Genomic DNA, 20,445 nt, shown 5'->3' on the forward strand with positions numbered 1-20,445 from the left:
CACCAGTACACACACAGCTGGCTTCGAATGTCGGATAACTGGCGCGCCCTCGCGGCCATCCGACCTCACACGCCGCCTTCACCGTGCCGCCACTGACCGGTCTCGAAGCTTCCCGTTATCGATTCGACCGCCGCTTTTCGAAGAAGGCGGTTATGCCCGCCTGCGCCTCTGTGGTCTCCCAGCTATCTGCAAGCTGGGAAATCACGCTCTCGATGATCTCTTCCGTGATGGGCGGCGCAAGAGACAGCGCAAGGGCCTTGGCGCGTGTCGCTGCCTCCGGTGAGGCCGCGATGAATTCCGCGATCTCGAGGTCGACAGCACGGTCGAGGTTCGCAGCGGGAACAACAGAGGCGACGAGACCGATGGATTTGGCATGGGCAGCATCGAAGGTTCGACCGGAGACGAAGAGGGATCGTGCCGCAGGGCTGCCGATCCGCGCTACGACGTAAGGGCTGATCGTTGCCGGTATCAACCCAAGCCGAACTTCCGTCAGGCCGAAGCGCGCCGCCTCCGAGGCAATCACTGTATCGCAGACGCTGATCAGCCCGATACCGCCGCCAAAGGCGCTCCCGTGGACGCAGCCAATGAGCGGCTTCGGAAGCTCGTTCAGGGCCTTGAACATCATCGCCAGCCGCCGCGCTTCGGCGATTCTCTCCGCCCGGCTCGCCTTGAACTGGGCTCTCATCCACTCCAGGTCACCGCCGGCACAGAAGCTCTTGCCCGCTCCAGCAAGCACGACGACTCGCACCCGTCCATCCGACCCGAGCGCGCTTGCGGCCTCCGTCAACTCGTCGATCATTTCGGCGGACATGGCATTGTGCTTGTCCTCACGGGTGAGGGTAAGCCGCGCAACGCCGCGTTCGTCGATCGAAATCATCAGCGTTTTCGGCATTATGCCTCGCTCCTTAGGCTCTGGGCAAAATCGGCGGCCTCTTCCAGCTTCTCGGGCGCGAGCCCGGTCCGATAGCCCTTGCGGGTAAGGAACTCAGCGACAGCCAAGGTATCGACATTGCCCTTTGCGCCCGGAGCATAGGGGCAACCGCCCAATCCGCCGACCGACGCGTCGAAAACCCGCAGCCCGTGCTTCAAGGAAACCCCGATATTGTCCAAGGCCCAGCCGTCGGTGTCGTGGAAGTGACCCGCAAGCATCGTCGCCGGCGCACAGGAGAGGACCGTTACCAGCATCTGATCGACCTCTTCCGGTCGTCCCTTGCCGATCGTGTCGCCGAGACTGATCTCGTAGCAGCCCAATGCATGCAGGCTCTCGACGACGCGCGCCGTCGCATCCGGCGAAATGGCGCCCTCATAGGGACATTCGACCACGCAGCTGACATAGCCACGCATTGGAACGCCACGTGCACGGCTTGCTTCGGCAACCGGCTTGAAGCGTTCGATACTCTCGGCGATGGAACAGTTGATATTCTGTTGCGAGAAGCTCTCCGAGGCGGACGCAAAGATCGCGACTTCGTCCGCGCCCGCGGCCATTGCAGCCTCAAACCCCTTCATATTCGGGGTCAAAGCGGCATAGCGGACCCCCGGCCTGCGCTTGATGCCGGCCATCACTTCGGCGGCGTCAGCAAGTTGCGGCACCCACTTCGGGCTGACAAAGCTCGTCGCCTCGATCCGCTCGAAACCACATTCCGAGATCATGTCGATGAGGGCGATCTTCGTCGCCGTCGGGATCAGGTTCTTCTCGTTCTGGAGGCCATCGCGCGGTGCCATCTCGACGATCGAGACGTCCCGGGGCAGCAATGACGATTCTCCGGGCTGCATCACGTCTCCTCTACCCGCAGCGTCAGAAGTACGGCGCCTTCGTCGACTTGCTGCCCTTCGCTCACCTCGACGGCTTCCACCGTCCCATCGCGGGCTGCGACAAGCGTCAGCTCCATCTTCATGGCTTCCATGACGACAAGCGCATCACCCTTGGCGACCTCCGCCCCCGAACCCGTCCGCACGATCTTCACAAAGCCCGGCATCGGCGCGATCAGTCTGTTGCCATCAGCAACATCCGTGGCACTGAAATCGAGCGGGTTACCGAGATGGAACACATGCGTTCGGTGGTCGACGCTGACGACCAGGTGATGTGCCGCCATACTGGCCTTGACCTGCACCTGCCGGGCATCGACCTCCACCCGGCAACCATCGTCCTGCCGGCTGACGATCTTCACGGGAATGACCCGCCGTCCATCATGCACGGCGAAGAAATCGAAACCCTTAGCCGCAATCCGTAGCGTTGAATGCCCTCCTTCATAGTTCAGAACGACGATGCGCTGCATCTCGCTCCAAAGCTGCCAATGTCCCAGCGTGAGCCAGGGATCGCCATCCGATGATCGCGCAAGCGTACCCAGTGACAACACGCCGGCAAGCGCGATCACCGTGTCCGCAGGCGGCTCAAGCGCGGTCAGAGATTGAAGATTGCGATCGATCAGCCCGGTATCCGGATGGCCAGCGACAAATTCGTCCTGCTCGCTCAATCTGGCGAGGAAGTCGAGATTGGTGGTGACACCGACGACATGCGAGCTCTGCAAGGCCCTGGTCAGTCGCAACAGGGCGACACTCCGGCTGGGCCCGTGTACGACCATCTTGGCGATCAGGGGATCGTAGTGAGCCGAGACGGTATCGCCCGGACGGATCCCGGCATCGATCCGCGCCGTAACCTCCGGAAAATCCAGATGCCTGATCGTCCCCGTCGCGGGCAGGAAGCCTTTGGCCGCATCCTCCGCGTAGATCCGGGCCTCGAAGGCCCAGCCATAGATCTCAAGCTCCGACTGCTTCTTCGGCAGCGGCTCGCCGAACGCCACACGCAATTGCCACTCGACGAGATCGACCCCGGCAATCGCTTCGGTAACGGCATGCTCGACCTGAAGACGGGTATTCATCTCCATGAAATAGAAACGATCCGGCCAGAGGCCGTTCGAGACATCCGCGATGAACTCGACGGTGCCGGCACCACGATAGGAAATGGCACGCGCCGCGCGTACCGCGGCTTCACCCATGGCACGACGCATCTCCGGCGTCATTCCCGGCGCCGGCGCTTCTTCGATCACCTTCTGATGGCGGCGCTGGAGCGAACAATCACGTTCGAAAAGATGCACAACATTGCCGTGCCGATCGCCGAAGATCTGAACCTCGATATGGCGCGGGCGAATGAGGTAGCGCTCGATCAGAACGGCATCGTCGCCGAATGCGGCCTTCGCCTCTCGCCGCGCAGCAGCAAGTGCTTCGGGAAAATCCTCCTCGCTGTCGACGCGGCGCATGCCCTTGCCGCCGCCACCCGCGCGTGCCTTGATCAGCACGGGGTACCCGATCAGGGTCGCCTGATCGGCGAGAAACCCGTCGTCTTGTTCCTCGCCATGGTAGCCGGGAACGACCGGCACGCCCGACTGATCCATTAACGCCTTTGCGGCATCCTTCAATCCCATGGCACGAATGGACGACGGCTGCGGCCCAATGAAGACAATGCCGGCGGCCTCTACGGCTGCGGCGAAGTCTGCATTCTCCGAGAGAAACCCGTAACCAGGATGAATGGCTTCGGCGCCAGTTCGCTGCGCCGCAGAAAGGATCCGCTCGATCGAGAGGTAACTCTCCTGCGCGCTCGCGGGCCCCAGCCGAACCGCTTCGTCGGCCATCTCGACGTGCAGCGCCCCAACATCGGCATCCGAATAGACCGCCACCGTGGCGATCCCCATGCGCCTGGCGGTTCGGATCACCCGGCAAGCAATCTCGCCACGGTTTGCGATGAGAATTTTCTGGAACATCGCTACCTCACATCCGGAACAGGCCGAAGCGCGTCTCTTCAATCGGTGCATTCAGCGCCGCAGACAGCGAGAGACCGAGCACGTCGCGGCTCTTGGCCGGGTCGATCACCCCATCGTCCCATAGCCGCGCCGACGCGTAGAGCGGATGGCTTTGCCGTTCGAAAAGATCGAGCACCGGCTGCTTGAAACTGGTCTCCTCCTCCGGTGTCCATGGCGTGCCGGCACGGGAGAGCGCCTCGCCCCGCACAGTCGCAAGCACGCCGGCCGCCTGCTCTCCGCCCATGACCGAGATGCGGCTGTTCGGCCATGTCCAGAGAAAGCGCGGCGAGAAGGCGCGACCGGCCATCCCATAGTTGCCCGCACCGAAGGAACCGCCAACCAGCATCGTCACCTTTGGCACCCCGGTCGTTGCGACTGCGGTAACGAGCTTCGCACCATTCTTCGCGATGCCTTCGGTTTCGTATTTGCGGCCAACCATGAAGCCGGTGATGTTCTGCAGGAAGACGAGCGGTATCCTGCGCTGCGAGCAGAGCTCCACGAAATGGGCGCCCTTCAGGGCCGACTCGGAGAACAGCACGCCGTTGTTGGCGACAATGCCCACCGGGATACCATGGACATGTGCAAAGCCGCAGACCAGCGTCGTCCCGTAGCGCGCCTTGAATTCATCGAAACGCGAGCCGTCGACGATACGGGCGATAACTTCGCGCACGTCGTAGGGCACGCGCAGGTCGGCCGGGACGATCCCTGCGATTTCCGAGGGATCGAACAGTGGTGCCTCAACCGCCTGGCGCTCGACGCCACCCCCCTTGGATCGATTGAGATTGGCGACGGCGCGCCTCGCCAATGCCAGGGCATGCGCGTCATCTCGCGCAAGATGGTCTGCGACACCGGAGAGCCTTGTGTGCACATCGCCACCGCCAAGGTCCTCGGCCGAAACGACTTCGCCGGTTGCGGCCTTCACCAGCGGCGGGCCGGCGAGAAAGATCGTCCCCTGCCCCTCGACGATGATTGCCTCGTCGGACATGGCAGGCACGTAGGCACCACCTGCCGTACACGAGCCCATGACGACGGCGATCTGTGGAATTCCTGCCCCCGACATATTGGCCTGATTGTAGAATATCCGACCGAAATGATCGCGATCCGGAAAGACCTCGTCCTGATTCGGCAAGTTCGCGCCGCCCGAATCCACCAAGTAAATGCAGGGCAGATTGTTCTGGGCCGCGACTTCCTGCGCGCGCAGGTGCTTCTTTACCGTCATCGGAAAGTAGGTGCCACCTTTGACGGTCGCGTCATTGCAGACGATCATGCAATCGCGGCCTGAAACGCGGCCGATGCCGGTTATCAGCCCAGCACCCGGCGCCTCATTGCCGTACATGCCGTGGGCTGCGGTCAATCCGATTTCGAGAAATGGCGTAGCCGGATCGAGCAGGGCGGCGATCCGATCCCGTGGTAGCATCTTGCCGCGGGCAACGTGACGCTCGCGCGCTGCAAGTCCGCCCCCATTCGCCGCACTCAAGGCTGCGTCCTCGATGGCACGGATAGCTTCGGCCATCGCCGCGCGATTTGTCCTGAAGCTCTCCGAATTCGTCGAAATCTGCGACTTCAAAACCGTCATTGTTCACCAGGATGGTTGTCGGATGAAACGTTCGGATCAGGCCGTTTCGGAAAAGAGCTCGCGGCCAATCAGCATGCGTCTGATCTCAGAGGTTCCGGCACCGATCTCGTAGAGCTTGGCGTCACGCAGCAACCGGCCGGCGGGATAATCGTTCGTGTAGCCATTCCCCCCGAGCGCCTGGATTGTCTCAAGCGCCAACAGCGTCGCCTTCTCGGCGGCATAAAGAATGCAGCCGGCAGCATCCTTGCGCGTCGTCTCGCCGCGATCGCAGGCCGCCGCAACCGCGTAGACATAGGCGCGCGCCGTGTTCATGGTCACGTACATATCGGCGAGTTTTCCCTGCATCAGCTGGAATTCGCCGATCGCCTGGCCGAACTGCTTTCTTTCGTGAAGATAGGGCACGACGACATCCATGCAGGCGGCCATGATGCCGATCGGTCCAGCGGAGAGGACGACACGTTCATAGTCGAGCCCCGACATCAGAACGCGCGCACCACCGCCGAGTGTGCCCAGCACATTTGCCGCGGGAACCTCGCAGTCCTCGAAGATCAATTCGCAGGTGTTGGAGCCGCGCATGCCAAGCTTGTCGAGCTTCGGGCCAGTTGAAAAGCCCTTGAAGCCTTTCTCGACGAGGAAAGCCGTGATGCCACGCGGACCCGCATCAGGGTCTGTCTTCGCGTAAACCACCAGGACATCGGCATCCGGGCCGTTGGTGATCCACATCTTGTTGCCGTTGAGGAGGTAGCTGTCGCCTCGCTTCTTCGCCCGAAGCTTCATCGAAATGACGTCGGATCCGGCGCCCGGCTCGGACATGGCGAGTGCGCCAACATGTTCGCCGGAGATGAGCTTCGGCAAATAACGCGACTTCTGCTCGTCCGTTCCATTGCGGCTGATCTGATTGACGCAAAGGTTGGAATGGGCGCCGTAGCTGAGGCCGACGGAGGCGGAAGTGCGGCTGATTTCCTCCATCGCGACGCAATGGGCCAAGTATCCCAAGCCGGCGCCGCCATAGGCCTCCTCGGCCGTGATCCCGAGCAGTCCCATCTCACCCATCTCGCGCCAGAGTGGCGTTGGAAAACTGTTGCTGCTGTCCGTCTCGGCAGCGAGCGGTGCAATGCGCTCCGTCGCGAAACGTCGAACGCTGTCGCGGAGCGCCTCGATCTCGTCCGCCAGACCAAATCTCAAACCACCGGAATACATGCCTTCCCTCCCAAGTCCGGCGCGCGACTACAACAGCGTCCGGTATGCGTGTGCCGTCATTCTCCCGTCATTGTTCTTCACGCGCGTATCTTGTCGGCAGCTCCTCCACTGCCGGTCGGCCTGATAAATCTCGTTGAAGAACGCGAAAATGGCAAGCATTTCCGGTCGGCCAGACGTTTCTGACCGCCAGATTGCCCCAGCGACTATTCGATCGATCTTCCGCCGGCATCCGCCCTTCCTCCCGAGATAGGCGACGCACGGGATCTTTAGAGATCCGCGTGAGAATAAAGGGATGCTAGCACCGGGCGCGCGGAATTTCTGAACCAAGACGGTTCATCCTGCGCAAAATATGGAAAGAATTCGCCGCCGGGACGACGCGTTCAACCGCTCAGGGCCGTCCGACAAAATCGACGGCCCAAGTGGCGATATGAGCCACCTATGACGCTAGCGCTTTATGGCGCGGCCACTGCGGCTTTCTGCGATTGCCCGCACTTGATGACGGCGAACCAGCTCGGCCTGTACCTCGGCCTGAAACGTCATGACCTGTTCGCGGACCTTAGCTTCGGAGCAGCCAAGCGACGTCAGCTCATCAGCCAGCCGGCGGCATTCTGTCTTCCAGAAGCGTACTGCATCCTCGCCGTGGCGACGGTCCAGTTCGGTCGCGCACCGTTCAATGTCTCCGGCGCGTGAAGCGACCGGGAAAAGTACGATCTCGCTTGTCGTCATTGCTTGCAGATTCTTGTTTGACTGTACTGACATCGACTCATTCCGTTGCGTCCGACTCATTCCTAGCTGACCATGGTTAACGCTTTCCTCTTCGCCCCCCACAAACGCGGCGTTCAATTCATCGCGGCGGTCAAAACGGGCATCGACACGGTCTCCGCCACAAGCAGGACTTCCGAACCATCGGAAATGCCGCTAGGCTTCTGCAGGCTGCTTTATTGATGCAGCGAGGGGGCTGAAATCAGTGAGACGTGTAGTTGCGAAGCCTGTTGCGGCGGCAATCGTGGTGTTCGCGCGCGCCATTACCGCGGTTCGCGCTATCTGGCCGAATGACGGCATTCCCCAGGGCCAGTGTGTTTACTTCGCCAATCACTCCAGCCATGGCGATTTCATCCTGGTCTGGGCCGTCCTTCCGCCGAGCTTGAGACGGCAGACACGCCCCGTCGCTGGCGCGGAATATTGGCTGAAGTCATCGATCAACCGCTTCATCGGCTGCAACGTCTTCGACGCAGTTCTTATCGAGCGGGACCGCGACAAGCGCACACGCGATCCGATTGAAGTCATGGCCGAAGTGCTCGATTCCGGAGCGTCGCTGATCCTCTTTCCCGAAGGAACGCGCAACCAGACGGATGCGCCGCTGCTGCCGTTCAAGAGCGGACTGTTCCATCTCGCCTCGACCCGGCCGGACATTCAGCTTGTGCCGGTCTGGATCAACAATCTCAATCGGGTCATGCCAAAAGGCGAGATCGTCCCGATCCCCTTCATCTGCACCGTGACCTTCGGCAACGCCATTCGGATCGACGCCGGCGAGACCAAGGAAACCTTCCTCGACAGGGCGCGGACGGCGCTGCTTGATCTGTCACCAAAACACCTGGGCGGTAAAGAATGAACGCAGCGAACGCCGACCTGTGGACACTCGTCCTTGGCATCTTCACGCTCCTGATTGTTTCGTCGACCATCGGCTACCTGCTGCAGCGGCGACTGCCGGCCGGCCAGTCGAATGCCGCGATCGAGAACCTGAACGCACGCATCAAGGCGTGGTGGATCATGGCCATCCTGATCGGCCTTGCCTTTCTTGCCGGTCGGATCGGCGTGCTGCTGCTGTTTGGCTTCTGCTCTTTCGCAGCACTACGCGAGTTCATTACGCTGACCGACACCAAACGCGCCGATCACTGGGCGCTCGCAGCCGCCTTCTTCGTCGTCCTGCCGCTGCAGTATTGGCTGTTGTGGGAGAGGCAATACGGCATCTTCTCGATCTTCATTCCGGTCTACGCGTTCCTCTTGATGCCGATCATCTCCGTACTGCGCGGCGATACCGAGCGTTTCCTGATACGCATTGCCGAAGTCCAATGGGCGCTGATGATTTGCGTATTCTGCGCCTCCCACGTTCCCGCGCTGCTGACGCTGACGATCCCCGGCTACGAAGGCCGCAACGTTCTGCTGATCGCTTTCCTGGTGATCATCGTGCAGCTCAGCGACGTGCTCCAATATGTCTGGGGCAAGCTGTTCGGTCGAACAAAAATCGCACCAAGCCTGTCGCCTTCAAAGACCGTGGAAGGCTTTGTCGGGGGCGTCTTGAGCGCGACGTTGATCGGTGCCGCCCTATGGTGGATCACACCTTTCACGCCGCTCCAGGCCGGGGTCATGGCTTTCGTTATCACCATGATGGGCTTTTTCGGCGGCCTCGTCATGTCGGCGATCAAGCGAGATCGCGGCGTCAAGGACTGGGGTCACCTGATCGAAGGCCACGGCGGACTGATTGATCGGCTCGATTCCGTCGTCTTTTCCGCGCCGATCTTCTTTCACATTGTCCGCTACTGGTGGTCGATCACATGATGACGCCGGTCCGTCGGCTGGCCCAGAGCAGTGCGATGCATGTGCTTTTCGCATTTGTCGCCATGGGCGGCTGGGCGGTCTTCGCCAACAGCAGCCACCTGCTGCAGCGAGCCCTATTTGCCGGCCTTGTGCAGGGCGCACTCTCGGCCGGCCTCACCTTCTTTCTCAAGACGGTTATCGAGCGGCTCGCAAAACAGTTCAAAGGGCGCGCCGGTCTCTGGGCACCGCCGCTGATCGCATGTCTGGCATCGACTGCCGTGCTGATCTCGATCCATGCGTTGAGCGGCACCCCGGAAATCCTGAAAACCATAGCGGTGCCGCTAACCGTCTCGACGACCTACGCGGCAGTCTACAATTACTTTGTCTACCAACAGAGGATCGTGGCATGACGGAAACGGGCGATCGCCGGCCGCTGGCAAGCAGAGACACGCAATGGGCAAAGCGCATTGCGAAATGGCTGGCGACACGGTCGGTCACGCCGAACCAAATCTCTCAGGCAAGCACGATCGCCGCGGCATTGGCCGGCGGCGCGTTCTTCCTTGCGGGACGGGACGACGGGTGGACAAGACCGCTCCTCCTCGTTCTCGCGGCCGCGTTCTGCCAATTGCGGCTGTTGTGCAATCTCTTCGACGGTATGGTTGCCGTTGAGGGCGGCAAGGGCGCAGCGGACGGCCCCTTCTGGAACGAATTCCCCGACCGCGTCGCCGACATCCTGATCCTGGCCGGTGTTGGGTATGGCATCGGATCGCCCGGCCTTGGCTGGGCGGCGGCATCGTTTGCCGTATTGACGGCCTATGTTCGCGAGCTCGGTCGAGCAACCGGGACACCGAGCGACTTCTCCGGCCCGATGGCAAAACAACACCGAATGGCGACAATCACGGCTGCGGCAATCCTCTCGATCCTCGAACCGCTTTGGAGCGGGCACAATCAGGTTCTACTCGCTGCCCTCTGGCTGATTACGATCGGTGCTGCCTTCACGGCGCTGCGACGGGGCAGAAACGTCGTTCGGAATCTGAAAGGTGGCCACGAGGGCAATTGACGCGCTTCACTCAATCCTCGTCAGGCGTACCGAAAAGCTCGAAAGTGCGCTTTGCAGTCGAGCGCACCAGCAATACAACAACCGCGCCGCTTCTTCTTTTCCCCGAAGCGGCCTTGGACTAGCCTCGCTTCGGCGAGGCATTTTTCTTCCATCGGCATTTATAAGATTTTTATATCCGCGGCCCGCCGCCGATCTCGAACGCTTATGCGGTTCGACCGCATATTAATGTCCGAGAGATCCAAGGATCATCTCCAGCCAGAAAGCATAAAAGGTGCCATCCTGAGGATGGTGCCCTTTGTCTTGTCTGACTCCAGAAGAACAACAGGAGTCACGATCGATGATGGACATAGTTCTACTCGCCACAGCAATCGTATTTTTCGCCCTCTGCTTTGCTTACACCAAAGCCTGCGACCGACTTTAACCGGAGAAGCGCCATGACACTCGACTATATTCTCAGTGGTGCCGTCACCGTGTTCCTCACGGTTTACCTCACCTACGCTCTCATTCGCCCCGAACGCTTCTAGCATCGCGCCTCCTCCCAAGGCGCGAACGGCGAAACAAATCGGGTATTGAAAGTTACCTCCCATGACCCTCAACGGATGGCTTCAGATCCTACTTTACTGCGGGATCATCATTGTGCTCGTCAAACCGCTCGGCGGTTACATGACACGCGTCTTCAATGGCGAACGCACGTTTCTCTCACCCGTCCTCGTTCCGATTGAACGGGGACTTTATGCGCTTGCAGGCACCAGCGAACGCGACGAACAGCACTGGACTTCATATGCGTTCGCCATGCTGATGTTCAACCTGCTCGGCTTCATCGTCCTCTACGCGCTGCTGCGTATGCAGGACATCTTGCCCCTGAACCCGGCCGGAATGGCTGCGGTTGGCCCCGAACTCTCTTTCAACACCGCCACAAGCTTCGTCGCCAACACCAACTGGCAGAACTACGGCGGCGAAAGCACGATGTCCTATCTCACGCAGATGGCTGGCCTCACCGTGCAGAACTTCGTATCTGGCGCGACCGGCATGGCAATCGCCATCGGCCTGATCCGCGCCTTTTCGCGCGCATCCGGTAAGGCGGTCGGCAATTTCTGGGTCGATATGACCCGTGCGACGCTCTACATTCTCCTGCCGATCTGCATCGTGCTGACGCTGGTCTATGTCTACCTCGGCGTGCCGCAGACGCTCGGCCCTTATGTCGACGCGACGACGCTCGAAGGCGCCAAGCAGACGATTGCTCTTGGACCGGTGGCCTCGCAGCTTGCCATCAAGATGCTCGGAACCAACGGCGGCGGCTTCTTCAACGCCAACTCCGCGCACCCCTTCGAAAACCCCGACGCGATTTCCAACCTCCTCCAGATGGTCTCGATCTTCGCAATCGGTGCTGCCTTCACCAATGTCTTTGGACGCATGGTGGGCAACCAGCGCCAGGGCTGGGCAATCCTCGCCACCATGGGCGTACTCTTCATTGTCGGCGTCGGCGTCACCTACTGGGCGGAAGCCGCAGGCAATCCGCTGATGCACGCCTTCGGCCTGCAGGGCGGCAACATGGAAGGCAAGGAAGTGCGCTTCGGCGTCACGTTGTCCTCACTCTTTGCGGTCATAACAACCGCTGCCTCCTGCGGTGCGGTTAACGCAATGCATGGCAGCTTCACGGCACTCGGCGGCTTGATCCCTCTCATCAACATGCAGCTTGGCGAAGTCATCGTCGGCGGTGTTGGCGCGGGCTTCTACGGCATCATGCTTTTCGTGATCATCGCAATCTTTGTCGCAGGGTTGATGGTCGGCCGCACGCCCGAGTACCTTGGCAAGAAGATCGAAGCCAAGGAGATGAAGATGGCCGTGCTTGCCATTCTTTGCCTGCCGCTTGCGATGCTCGTGTTTACTGCGATCGCCAGCGTGCTGCCCTCCGCCGTCGCCTCGATCGGCACGGCAGGACCACATGGCTTCTCCGAGATCCTTTATGCCTACACGTCCGCTGCGGCGAACAACGGCTCGGCTTTCGGTGGCCTGACCGGCAACACACCCTGGTACAACATCACGCTCGGCCTCGGCATGCTGATGGGACGCTTTCTGGTGATCGTCCCGGCGCTCGCAATCGCAGGCTCCCTGGTCGCCAAGAAGACCGTCCCCGCCTCGGCAGGCACGTTCCCGACCGATGGCCTGCTCTTCGTAGGCCTCCTGACGGGCACGATCCTGATTGTCGGCGGACTGACCTTCTTCCCGGCCCTGGCGCTTGGCCCGGTCGTCGAGCACCTGGTCACGATCGCCGGCCAGACCTTTTGAGGTGAAGCAATGATCCTTCGTCACAAGCTTCGCAAATCCTTCAACGCACGTCCCGGTTCGCCGGGACGTGATAGCCAGCGGATGACCCGCGCCTCCGACATCATTCTAGTGATGCTCGCCGGCCTCCTCGTCATCGCCGCGGTACTTCGGATCCTACACGGCTGATCGCAACATGGTCGCCTTACTCTTTTCAAGCTGGAGTCTCTTATGAGCCAGGCAAAATCAGCGAGCATCATGGATTCTCGCATTCTCATTCCGGCCGTGGGCGCCGCCTTCAAGAAGCTGAACCCGCGCACCCTTGCCAAGAACCCCGTCATGTTCGTCGTAGCAACGGTTTCGGCGCTGACCACGATCCTGTTCGTCCGTGATCTCGTCACGGGCGGCGGAAATCTTGGCTTTTCCTTCCAGATCAACCTTTGGCTCTGGTTCACCGTGCTTTTTGCCAACTTCGCCGAAGCCGTTGCCGAAGGCCGCGGCAAGGCGCAGGCGGACTCGCTGCGCAAGGCTCGCACCGAAACCCAGGCAAAACTGCTGACGGCCAACAACGGCACCGGCTACCGCCTCGTTCCGGGCACGAGCCTGAAGGTCGGCGATCTTGTCCTCGTCGAGGCTGGCGACATCATTCCCTCGGACGGTGAAGTCATCGAGGGCGTCGCATCTGTCAACGAGGCCGCGATAACAGGCGAGTCCGCCCCTGTCATCCGCGAGTCCGGCGGCGACCGTTCGGCCGTTACCGGCGGTACGCAGGTTTTGTCCGATTGGATTCGCGTTCGTATCAGCGCGGCCGCGGGGCACACCTTCCTCGACCGCATGATCTCGCTCGTCGAAGGTGCCGAACGTCAGAAGACCCCGAACGAGATCGCCCTCAACATCCTGCTTGCCGGCATGACGCTGATCTTCGTTCTGGCCACCGCGACCATCCCCAGCTTTGCAAGCTATGCCGGCGGCTCGATCCCGATCATCATCCTCGTCGCGCTCTTCGTGACGCTGATTCCGACGACCATCGGCGCGCTTCTCTCGGCGATCGGCATCGCCGGCATGGACCGTCTGGTACGCTTCAACGTGCTGGCCATGTCCGGTCGCGCCGTGGAGGCAGCCGGCGACGTCGACACGCTGCTCCTCGACAAGACCGGCACGATCACGCTTGGCAACCGCCAAGCCACGTCCTTCCGCCCCGTTCACGGCATCTCCGAACAGGACCTTGCCGATGCCGCGCAACTGGCATCGCTCGCCGACGAAACACCGGAAGGCCGCTCGATCGTCGTGCTTGCCAAGGAGAAATACGGCATCCGTGGCCGCGACATGGCCAGCCTGAGGGCCGCCTTCGTGCCCTTCACCGCGCAGACGCGCATGAGCGGCGTGGATGTCGATGGCTCTTCGATCCGTAAGGGGGCCGTCGATGCCGTACTCGCCTATGTTGGCGCCGCATCGGCACCGGCATCAGGCAACGCAGCGATCGCCATCCGCACCAACACCGAGACCGTGCGGGAACTGCAGGCAATTGCCGACGAAATCGCCAAGGCAGGCGGCACGCCGCTGGCAGTCGCCCGTGACGGCAAGCTGCTCGGCATCATCCAGCTCAAGGACATCGTCAAGGGCGGTATCCGCGAGCGCTTCGCCGAACTGCGCCGGATGGGTATCCGCACGGTCATGATAACAGGCGATAACCCGATGACGGCAGCAGCAATCGCCGCCGAAGCCGGCGTGGACGATTTCCTGGCGCAGGCGACACCGGAGAACAAGCTCTCGCTGATCCGCGAGGAGCAGGCCAAAGGCAAGCTCGTCGCCATGTGCGGCGACGGCACGAACGACGCCCCTGCCCTCGCCCAGGCCGACGTCGGCGTGGCCATGAACACCGGCACGGTCGCCGCCCGCGAAGCCGGCAACATGGTCGACCTCGACAGCGATCCGACGAAACTCATCGAGATCGTCGAGATCGGCAAGCAGCTGCTGATGACCCGCGGCGCGCTGACGACCTTCTCGATCGCCAATGACATTGCCAAGTACTTCGCCATCATCCCGGCAATGTTCCTGGCCTTCTATCCGCAACTCGGCGTCCTCAACGTCATGGGGCTAGCGACCCCGCAGAGCGCGATCCTGTCGGCCATCATCTTCAACGCATTGATCATCGTGGCGCTGATCCCGCTCTCGCTCAAAGGCGTCAAATACCGCGCAATCGGCGCCGGCGCGCTCTTGTCCCGCAATCTGCTGATCTACGGTGTCGGCGGCATCATCGTCCCGTTCATCGGCATCAAGGCGATCGACATGGTCATCACGGCCATCGGTCTCGCCTAAGGAGTTGACATCATGTTGAAAGAACTTCGTCCGGCAATCGTTATGATCGTTGCCACCACCGCCATCACCGGGCTGCTCTATCCGCTCGCAATGACGGGCGCTGCACAGGCACTCTTCCCGGCGCAAGCCAACGGCAGCCTGATCGAGAAGGACGGCCACGTGATCGGCTCGACCCTGATCGGCCAGGCCTTCACCGGCGATAAGTACTTCCGCGGCCGTCCCTCGGCAGCAGGCGACGGCTACAATGCCGCCAGCTCCAGCGGTTCGAACCTCGGCCCAACCAGCCAGAAGCTCATCGATCGCGTGAAGACTGATTACGAAGCAGCCAAGGCGACCAACCCGAATGTGGAGGTGCCGATCGACCTCGTGACGGCTTCCGGCAGCGGCCTTGATCCGCACATCTCACCCGAAGCCGCCTACTTCCAGATACCGCGCGTCGCCAAGGCGCGCGGCATGGATGAGGCAAAGCTCAAGACGATTGTCGATGCCGCCGTCAATCACCCCGAACTTGGGTTCCTCGGTGAACGCACGGTCAATGTTCTGGCATTGAATCAGTCTCTTGATGCTTCTATCTCTCAGTAAAATTGAAGGCCCCGGGCGCCTGCGCGCACCGGGGCTTGCTCGTCAGAAAGATTGACCCGCATGCCGGAAGACAACCGCGACAAGGTTGGAAGGCCCTCGCCCGACGCGCTGCTAGAGAAAGCGCGCCAGGAGACACGTGGCCGTCTGAAGATCTTCCTGGGCGCCGCGCCCGGCGTCGGCAAGACCTACGAGATGCTGGAATCGGGCCGTGCCAAGATGTCCGATGGCGTTGACGTGGTGATCGGCATCGTCGAGACCCACGGGCGCAAGGAAACGCAAGCGCTCGTCAATGGCTTCGAAGTCATTCCGCGTGTCAAGATCGACTACAAGGGCCGCCCGCTCGAGGAGATGGATATTGACGCTATCCTCGCCCGCCAACCGCGCCTCGTCCTCGTCGACGAACTTGCCCATACGAACGCCGAGGGCAGCCGCCATCCGAAGCGCTATCTCGACGTGAAGGAGCTGCTTGACCGCGGCATAGACGTCTATTCGACATTGAACATCCAGCACGTCGAGAGCCTGAACGATGTCGTTTCGCAGATTACCCGCATCCGAGTGCGAGAGACCGTCCCGGATTCGATCATCGATATGGCCGATGACGTCGAGATCATCGATCTGACGCCGGATGATCTGATCAAGCGGCTGCACGACGGAAAGGTCTATGTTCCGAAGACTGCCGAACGGGCTCTGACCAATTATTTCACGCCCGGAAACCTGACCGCGCTGCGCGAACTGGCATTGCGCAAAACCGCGCAGCGTGTCGACGACCAACTCCTGACCCACATGCAGGCACATGCCATCGCTGGTCCCTGGGCCGCGGGCGAAAGGGTTCTTGTATCGGTTGATCAGCATCCGCGCTCGGCCTCGCTGGTCCGCTATGCCTCGCGAATGGCCTCGCGACTGCGGGCACCGTGGGCGGCCGTCTATGTCGAGACCGGTCGTTCCATCAATCTGACTGAAACCGACCGTGACACAATTGCGGCCACACTTCGATTGGCCGAACAGCTCGGCGGTGAGGCGATCACCATTCCCGGCCGTGAGGTCTCCGAAGAGCTGGTCCGCCACGCCGCTGCCAACAACGTTACCCACATCGTCATCGGCGCCCCCAACAAGCCGACCTGGCGTGACTGGCTTCACCGCTCCATAGCCGACGATCTGATCCGGACGTCAGGCAATATCAGCGTCCATGTGATTTCCGGCAGCGAGACGGTGGGAACATCCGCGCGCGGCGTCGGAGCCGCACCGTCCGTGCCCGACTTCAACATCCGGGCCTATCTCTCCGCGACAGCCTATGTGGTTGTCGCGCTCATCGCCGGCGTGGTGCTCGATCAGGTTCTTGATGTCCGCAACCTTGCCCTCGTGTTCTTGATGGCGGTGCTAACCTCGGCGGTCATCCACGGGCTGCGCCCAGCGCTCTATACCTGCATCATCAGCGCGCTGTCCTTTAACTTCTTCTTCCTGCCGCCCCGCTACACGCTGACGATCAGCGATCCGGAGAGCGTGCTTGCGTTGTTCTTCTTCCTGGGCGTCGCTGTCATCGCGAGCAACCTGACGGCAACGGTCCAACGCCAGGCGGCTGCTGCCCGGCAGCGTGCCAGGACGACGGAAGACCTCTACCTCTTTTCCAAGAAATTGGCCGGCACCGGCACGCTCGACGACGTTCTCTGGGCCACCGCCTTTCAGCTGGCATCGATGCTCAAGGTCCGCGTCGTCCTTCTGCTGCCGGAAGAAGGCACCATCGCCGTCAAGGCCGGTTATCCGCCGGATGACACCCTCGATGAGGCAGATATTGCCGCCGCCCGCTGGGCGTGGGAGCACAATCACGCCGCAGGCCGTGGCGCCGATACCCTGCCTGGCGCCAAACGCCTCTACGTGCCGCTGCGAACCGGACGTGCCGCCGTTGGTGTGATCGGCTTGGACAATGACCGACGCGACGGCCCTCTGCTGACGCCCGAACAGCAACGCCTTCTCGACGCCTTGGCGGATCAGGCGGCGCTTGCGATAGAGCGCATTCAACTAGTAGCGGATGTTGACCGCGCCAAGCTGGCTGCCGAAGCCGATCGTCTGCGCTCTGCCCTCCTGACCTCGATCTCGCATGACCTGAAGACGCCGCTCGCGGCCATCCTTGGCGCTGCAGGCACTCTGCGGGACTACCGCGATTCCATGTCGGTTGAAGATCGTCTGGATCTGTTGTCGACCGTCGTCGACGAGTCGGAACGGCTCAACCGCTTTATTGCCAACCTGCTCGACATGACGAAGATCGAGTCCGGTGCGATGGAGCCGAACTATGCGCTTCACTACCCGGGCGACATTGCCGGAAGCGCGCTGCGCCGCGCCGAGAAAATTCTTGCGCACCACAAGACCGTCATGACGATTCCTGCAGACCTGCCGATGATCCGCGTCGATCCGGTATTGTTCGAACAGGTGCTTTTCAATTTACTCGACAATGCTGCCAAGTATGCGCCGCAGGGGTCGTCAATCCGTATCGATGGGCGGGCGGACGAATACAATGTTGTGGTTGAGGTTTCAGACGAGGGACCCGGCATTCCGCCGGCGGATGTGGACCGCGTCTTCGACACATTCTATCGAGTAAGCAAAGGGGACCAGGTTCGCGCCGGGACGGGCCTCGGCCTGTCCATCTGTCGCGGTTTTGTCGAGGCGATGGGCGGTGCGATCACTGCCCGAAATCGCTCCGATCGTTCGGGTGCTGTCTTCACCATCCGTCTTCCGAAGCCAAACGAGATTCCGAAATTGGATGAGCTAAAATGACCGGTTCAGCCGTAAAAATCCTCGTCGTTGACGACGAGCCCCCGATCCGCAAGCTGCTTCGCGTTGGTCTCACGGCGCAAGGCTACGAGGTGCACGAAGCGCCAAACGGCGTGGCGGCGCTGCAGGCAGCGAAGGATGATCCGCCGGATCTGATCGTGCTCGACCTTGGCCTGCCGGACAAGTCGGGCCATGAACTGCTGCAGGAATGGAGAGACGCAGGCCTTGCCTTGCCGATCGTGATCCTTTCCAGCCGGACCGATGAAACCGGAATCGTCAAGGCACTGGAAGCGGGCGCCGATGACTATCTGACGAAACCGTTCGGCATGAACGAGCTCGGTGCCCGGCTTCGTGTCGCCTTGCGTCATCGCTTGCAGCAGCAGGGTGAACGAGCGATCTTTCAGGCTGGCGGCCTGTCGATCGACCTCGTCAAGCGCATTGTCAAGATCGACGGCAGGGAAATCAAGCTCTCGCCGAAGGAATACGACATTCTGCGGGTCCTCGCCCAGCATGCGGGAAAGGTCCTCACCCACCAGTTTCTGTTGAAGCAGATCTGGGGGCCCGCTGCCGACGTACAATACCTGCGTGTCTACGTGCGACAGCTGCGCCAAAAGATCGAGCAGAGCCCGGACCAGCCCCAATACATCACGACTGAAACCGGCGTCGGATACAGGCTCAAAGAAGCAGATCCGCCAGCAGCCTAAATCGGCCTATCGGTAAGCGCGCTCCGACAGTGCGCGCATGCCCAATCCGACCATCACTTCATGAGCGATGCGGCGGCGCATCGGATTGTGCAACCGGATCGCCGTCGAGCCGAGGAAATCCGTCTCTATGTGATCGAACGCCTTCAGCTCCGGTGAAGTCATGATCGAACGCGAATAGAATGCGTGGAAAGCGTTGCGGCAGACATAGGTCTTGTATTTCGTCAGGCAGAAAACCGAGAAGCGGCCGGCCTCTTCACGCAGGAAATCGGTCACCCCGACCGTGACCTCCGGCCAGGCGGGATTGAAGGTATCGTCGAAGACGATAATCCCATGCTCCGCAAGCGACCCGGCAGCAAGACGACTGTCGGCCGCGACGTGGTGCAGCATGTGGCCGCCGTCGATACTGAAAAAGCGGACCTTGCCGGCCCTTTCAATAATGTCCTCCGGCCTGAGCAGCGTGCTGTCGCTCTTGACGACGCGCTCTGCATCCACGGAAAGGCCCAGTTGGCGGCCACCCGCCACGAAACGGTCATATTGCGTCGCGCCGTGCTCAGGTTTCAGGATATCGAAGGGATCGATCGCCACGATCTTCTCGGCCTCTCCGCAGATCTTTCGCATCAGGAAGTAGGATCGGCCGTAGTAAACGCCGATCTCGGCCAAGCCACCTTGCAAGGATGCTGATTGCTGTGCCCGCAGAACAGCAAGAAATACCAGCGCGTCAGGCGGATCAATGTATCCTTCAATCGCCTGAAGATCATGGAAGATGAATTTTCTTATCGATGAATTCATTGAACTGTGCTTCCAGATTCATCAACAGAGGCACCGAAGAAGACAATTTCTCGCAGAAATCACGAAGAGAAGTCAATTCTATTTAAAATCACGCGAAAGCAGTATTTATAGATACGCTTGGTTGCAGGAATGATCAAAAGGAGTCTGCTGTTCTATTTAAAAATATTGTCGTGTCGAGCATTGCCGAACAGTCGATCGCGCCTGAAAAGCTTTGCGCGATCAATTTGCTAATGCCATCGTCGACAAAACGAGGCCAGCGTCCCTCCCCCGTTCGTTTCTTTCTTTTTCTTGCCATCGACCTGCCTTAAGTCTTCTCTTCATCCGAAACGAGAATTGAAGGTGGTGCATGGCAGGTGAAACGGTTCTGGTCGTTGGCGGCGCTGGGTATATTGGCTCGCACACGTGTCTCGATCTTGCGAACAAGGGCTTCAAACCGGTCGTTTTCGACAATTTCTCAAACGGTCACCGCGAGTTCGTAAAGTGGGGACCCGCGGAAGAAGGGGATATCAGGGATCGGGCGCGCCTTGACGAGGTCCTGGCAACACACAAGCCAGCCGCCATCCTGCACTTTGCCGCGCTCATCGAAGTCGGCGAATCGGTCAAGGATCCGGTTGCCTTCTACGAGAACAACGTCATCGGCACACTGACACTCCTGGCAGCTGCCCAGACGGCTGGCGTCAAGGCATTCGTCTTCTCGTCGACCTGCGCGACTTATGGCTTGCCGCAGAGCGTGCCGCTCGACGAGACGCATCGCCAGGTGCCGATCAATCCGTACGGTCGCACGAAGTACATCGTCGAGCAGGCGCTTTCCGACTACGACAAGTACACGGGCTTTCGATCGGTCGTGCT

General features: G+C 60.8%; 19 protein-coding genes. 12 read left to right on the forward strand and 7 right to left on the reverse strand.

Going from position 1 to position 20,445, the window contains the following annotated elements; translation table 11 throughout:
* Positions 1 to 115: 115 nt before the first annotated feature.
* The 6 genes from C934_RS0106880 to C934_RS35560 form a co-directional block, all read right to left on the reverse strand.
* On the reverse strand, positions 116 to 892 hold the full coding sequence (locus C934_RS0106880; protein WP_018855965.1) for a crotonase/enoyl-CoA hydratase family protein: 777 nt from the start codon (positions 890 to 892) through the stop codon (positions 116 to 118).
* Positions 892 to 1,773, reverse strand: coding sequence for a hydroxymethylglutaryl-CoA lyase (locus C934_RS0106885; protein ID WP_018855966.1), 882 nt, complete (start codon positions 1,771 to 1,773; stop codon positions 892 to 894). The genes C934_RS0106880 and C934_RS0106885 overlap by 1 nt, the downstream gene beginning before the upstream one ends.
* Positions 1,773 to 3,758: an acetyl/propionyl/methylcrotonyl-CoA carboxylase subunit alpha gene (locus C934_RS0106890; protein ID WP_018855967.1), complete on the reverse strand. Its 1,986-nt coding sequence runs from the start codon at positions 3,756 to 3,758 to the stop codon at positions 1,773 to 1,775. Before C934_RS0106890 ends, C934_RS0106885 begins: the two co-directional genes overlap by 1 nt.
* 7 nt (positions 3,759 to 3,765) lie before the next feature.
* Positions 3,766 to 5,373 carry a carboxyl transferase domain-containing protein gene (locus C934_RS0106895; protein WP_018855968.1) on the reverse strand — a complete coding sequence of 536 codons (1,608 nt, stop codon included), beginning with the start codon at positions 5,371 to 5,373 and terminating at the stop codon, positions 3,766 to 3,768.
* Positions 5,374 to 5,409: 36 nt separating this feature from the next.
* Positions 5,410 to 6,573, reverse strand: coding sequence for an isovaleryl-CoA dehydrogenase (locus C934_RS0106900; protein WP_018855969.1), 1,164 nt, complete (start codon positions 6,571 to 6,573; stop codon positions 5,410 to 5,412).
* Positions 6,574 to 7,017: 444 nt separating this feature from the next.
* On the reverse strand, positions 7,018 to 7,359 hold the full coding sequence (locus C934_RS35560) for a DUF6074 family protein (protein WP_335326606.1): 342 nt from the start codon (positions 7,357 to 7,359) through the stop codon (positions 7,018 to 7,020).
* 181 nt (positions 7,360 to 7,540) lie between these two features.
* Between C934_RS35560 and C934_RS0106915 the strand changes: the two genes are divergently transcribed.
* From C934_RS0106915 to C934_RS0106965, 11 genes are all read left to right on the forward strand, one after another.
* Complete coding sequence (locus C934_RS0106915; RefSeq protein ID WP_026371622.1) at positions 7,541 to 8,185, forward strand: lysophospholipid acyltransferase family protein; 645 nt, start codon at positions 7,541 to 7,543, stop codon at positions 8,183 to 8,185.
* Positions 8,182 to 9,132: a phosphatidate cytidylyltransferase gene (locus C934_RS0106920; protein ID WP_018855973.1), complete on the forward strand. Its 951-nt coding sequence runs from the start codon at positions 8,182 to 8,184 to the stop codon at positions 9,130 to 9,132. The genes C934_RS0106915 and C934_RS0106920 overlap by 4 nt, the downstream gene beginning before the upstream one ends.
* Positions 9,129 to 9,521: a hypothetical protein gene (locus tag C934_RS0106925; RefSeq protein ID WP_026371623.1), complete on the forward strand. Its 393-nt coding sequence runs from the start codon at positions 9,129 to 9,131 to the stop codon at positions 9,519 to 9,521. Before C934_RS0106920 ends, C934_RS0106925 begins: the two co-directional genes overlap by 4 nt.
* A complete protein-coding gene (locus C934_RS0106930; RefSeq protein ID WP_018855975.1) occupies positions 9,518 to 10,171 on the forward strand; it encodes a CDP-alcohol phosphatidyltransferase family protein in 654 nt (217 codons plus the stop codon). Before C934_RS0106925 ends, C934_RS0106930 begins: the two co-directional genes overlap by 4 nt.
* Before the next feature lie 434 nt (positions 10,172 to 10,605).
* Positions 10,606 to 10,695: a K(+)-transporting ATPase subunit F gene (locus tag C934_RS31670; protein WP_016556800.1), complete on the forward strand. Its 90-nt coding sequence runs from the start codon at positions 10,606 to 10,608 to the stop codon at positions 10,693 to 10,695.
* Positions 10,696 to 10,756: 61 nt separating this feature from the next.
* Positions 10,757 to 12,460 (forward strand): potassium-transporting ATPase subunit KdpA, encoded by a 1,704-nt coding sequence (gene kdpA, locus C934_RS0106940; protein ID WP_018855976.1) that lies wholly within the window; start codon positions 10,757 to 10,759, stop codon positions 12,458 to 12,460.
* A gap of 9 nt (positions 12,461 to 12,469) precedes the next feature.
* Positions 12,470 to 12,625, forward strand: coding sequence for a hypothetical protein (locus tag C934_RS35055; protein ID WP_018855977.1), 156 nt, complete (start codon positions 12,470 to 12,472; stop codon positions 12,623 to 12,625).
* 42 nt (positions 12,626 to 12,667) lie between these two features.
* On the forward strand, positions 12,668 to 14,755 hold the full coding sequence (gene kdpB / locus C934_RS0106950; protein WP_018855978.1) for a potassium-transporting ATPase subunit KdpB: 2,088 nt from the start codon (positions 12,668 to 12,670) through the stop codon (positions 14,753 to 14,755).
* Positions 14,756 to 14,767: 12 nt separating this feature from the next.
* Positions 14,768 to 15,337 carry a potassium-transporting ATPase subunit KdpC gene (kdpC, locus tag C934_RS0106955; RefSeq protein WP_018855979.1) on the forward strand — a complete coding sequence of 190 codons (570 nt, stop codon included), beginning with the start codon at positions 14,768 to 14,770 and terminating at the stop codon, positions 15,335 to 15,337.
* Between the two features lie 60 nt (positions 15,338 to 15,397).
* Positions 15,398 to 18,106: a sensor histidine kinase gene (locus C934_RS0106960; RefSeq protein WP_018855980.1), complete on the forward strand. Its 2,709-nt coding sequence runs from the start codon at positions 15,398 to 15,400 to the stop codon at positions 18,104 to 18,106.
* A complete protein-coding gene (locus C934_RS0106965; protein WP_018855981.1) occupies positions 18,103 to 18,807 on the forward strand; it encodes a response regulator transcription factor in 705 nt (234 codons plus the stop codon). Before C934_RS0106960 ends, C934_RS0106965 begins: the two co-directional genes overlap by 4 nt.
* A 6-nt stretch (positions 18,808 to 18,813) precedes the next feature.
* Here C934_RS0106965 and C934_RS0106970 read toward each other — a convergent pair whose 3' ends face one another.
* The gene (locus C934_RS0106970) at positions 18,814 to 19,596 is read right to left on the reverse strand and encodes a class I SAM-dependent methyltransferase (protein WP_018855982.1); all 783 of its coding nucleotides are present in this window, start codon (positions 19,594 to 19,596) and stop codon (positions 18,814 to 18,816) included.
* 346 nt (positions 19,597 to 19,942) lie between these two features.
* Between C934_RS0106970 and C934_RS0106975 the strand changes: the two genes are divergently transcribed.
* On the forward strand, positions 19,943 to 20,445 hold a 503-nt coding region (locus C934_RS0106975; RefSeq protein WP_018855983.1), incomplete at its 3' end, for an NAD-dependent epimerase/dehydratase family protein.

This window comes from Rhizobium sp. 42MFCr.1 (assembly GCF_000377185.1).
GTDB lineage: Bacteria > Pseudomonadota > Alphaproteobacteria > Rhizobiales > Rhizobiaceae > Rhizobium > Rhizobium altiplani.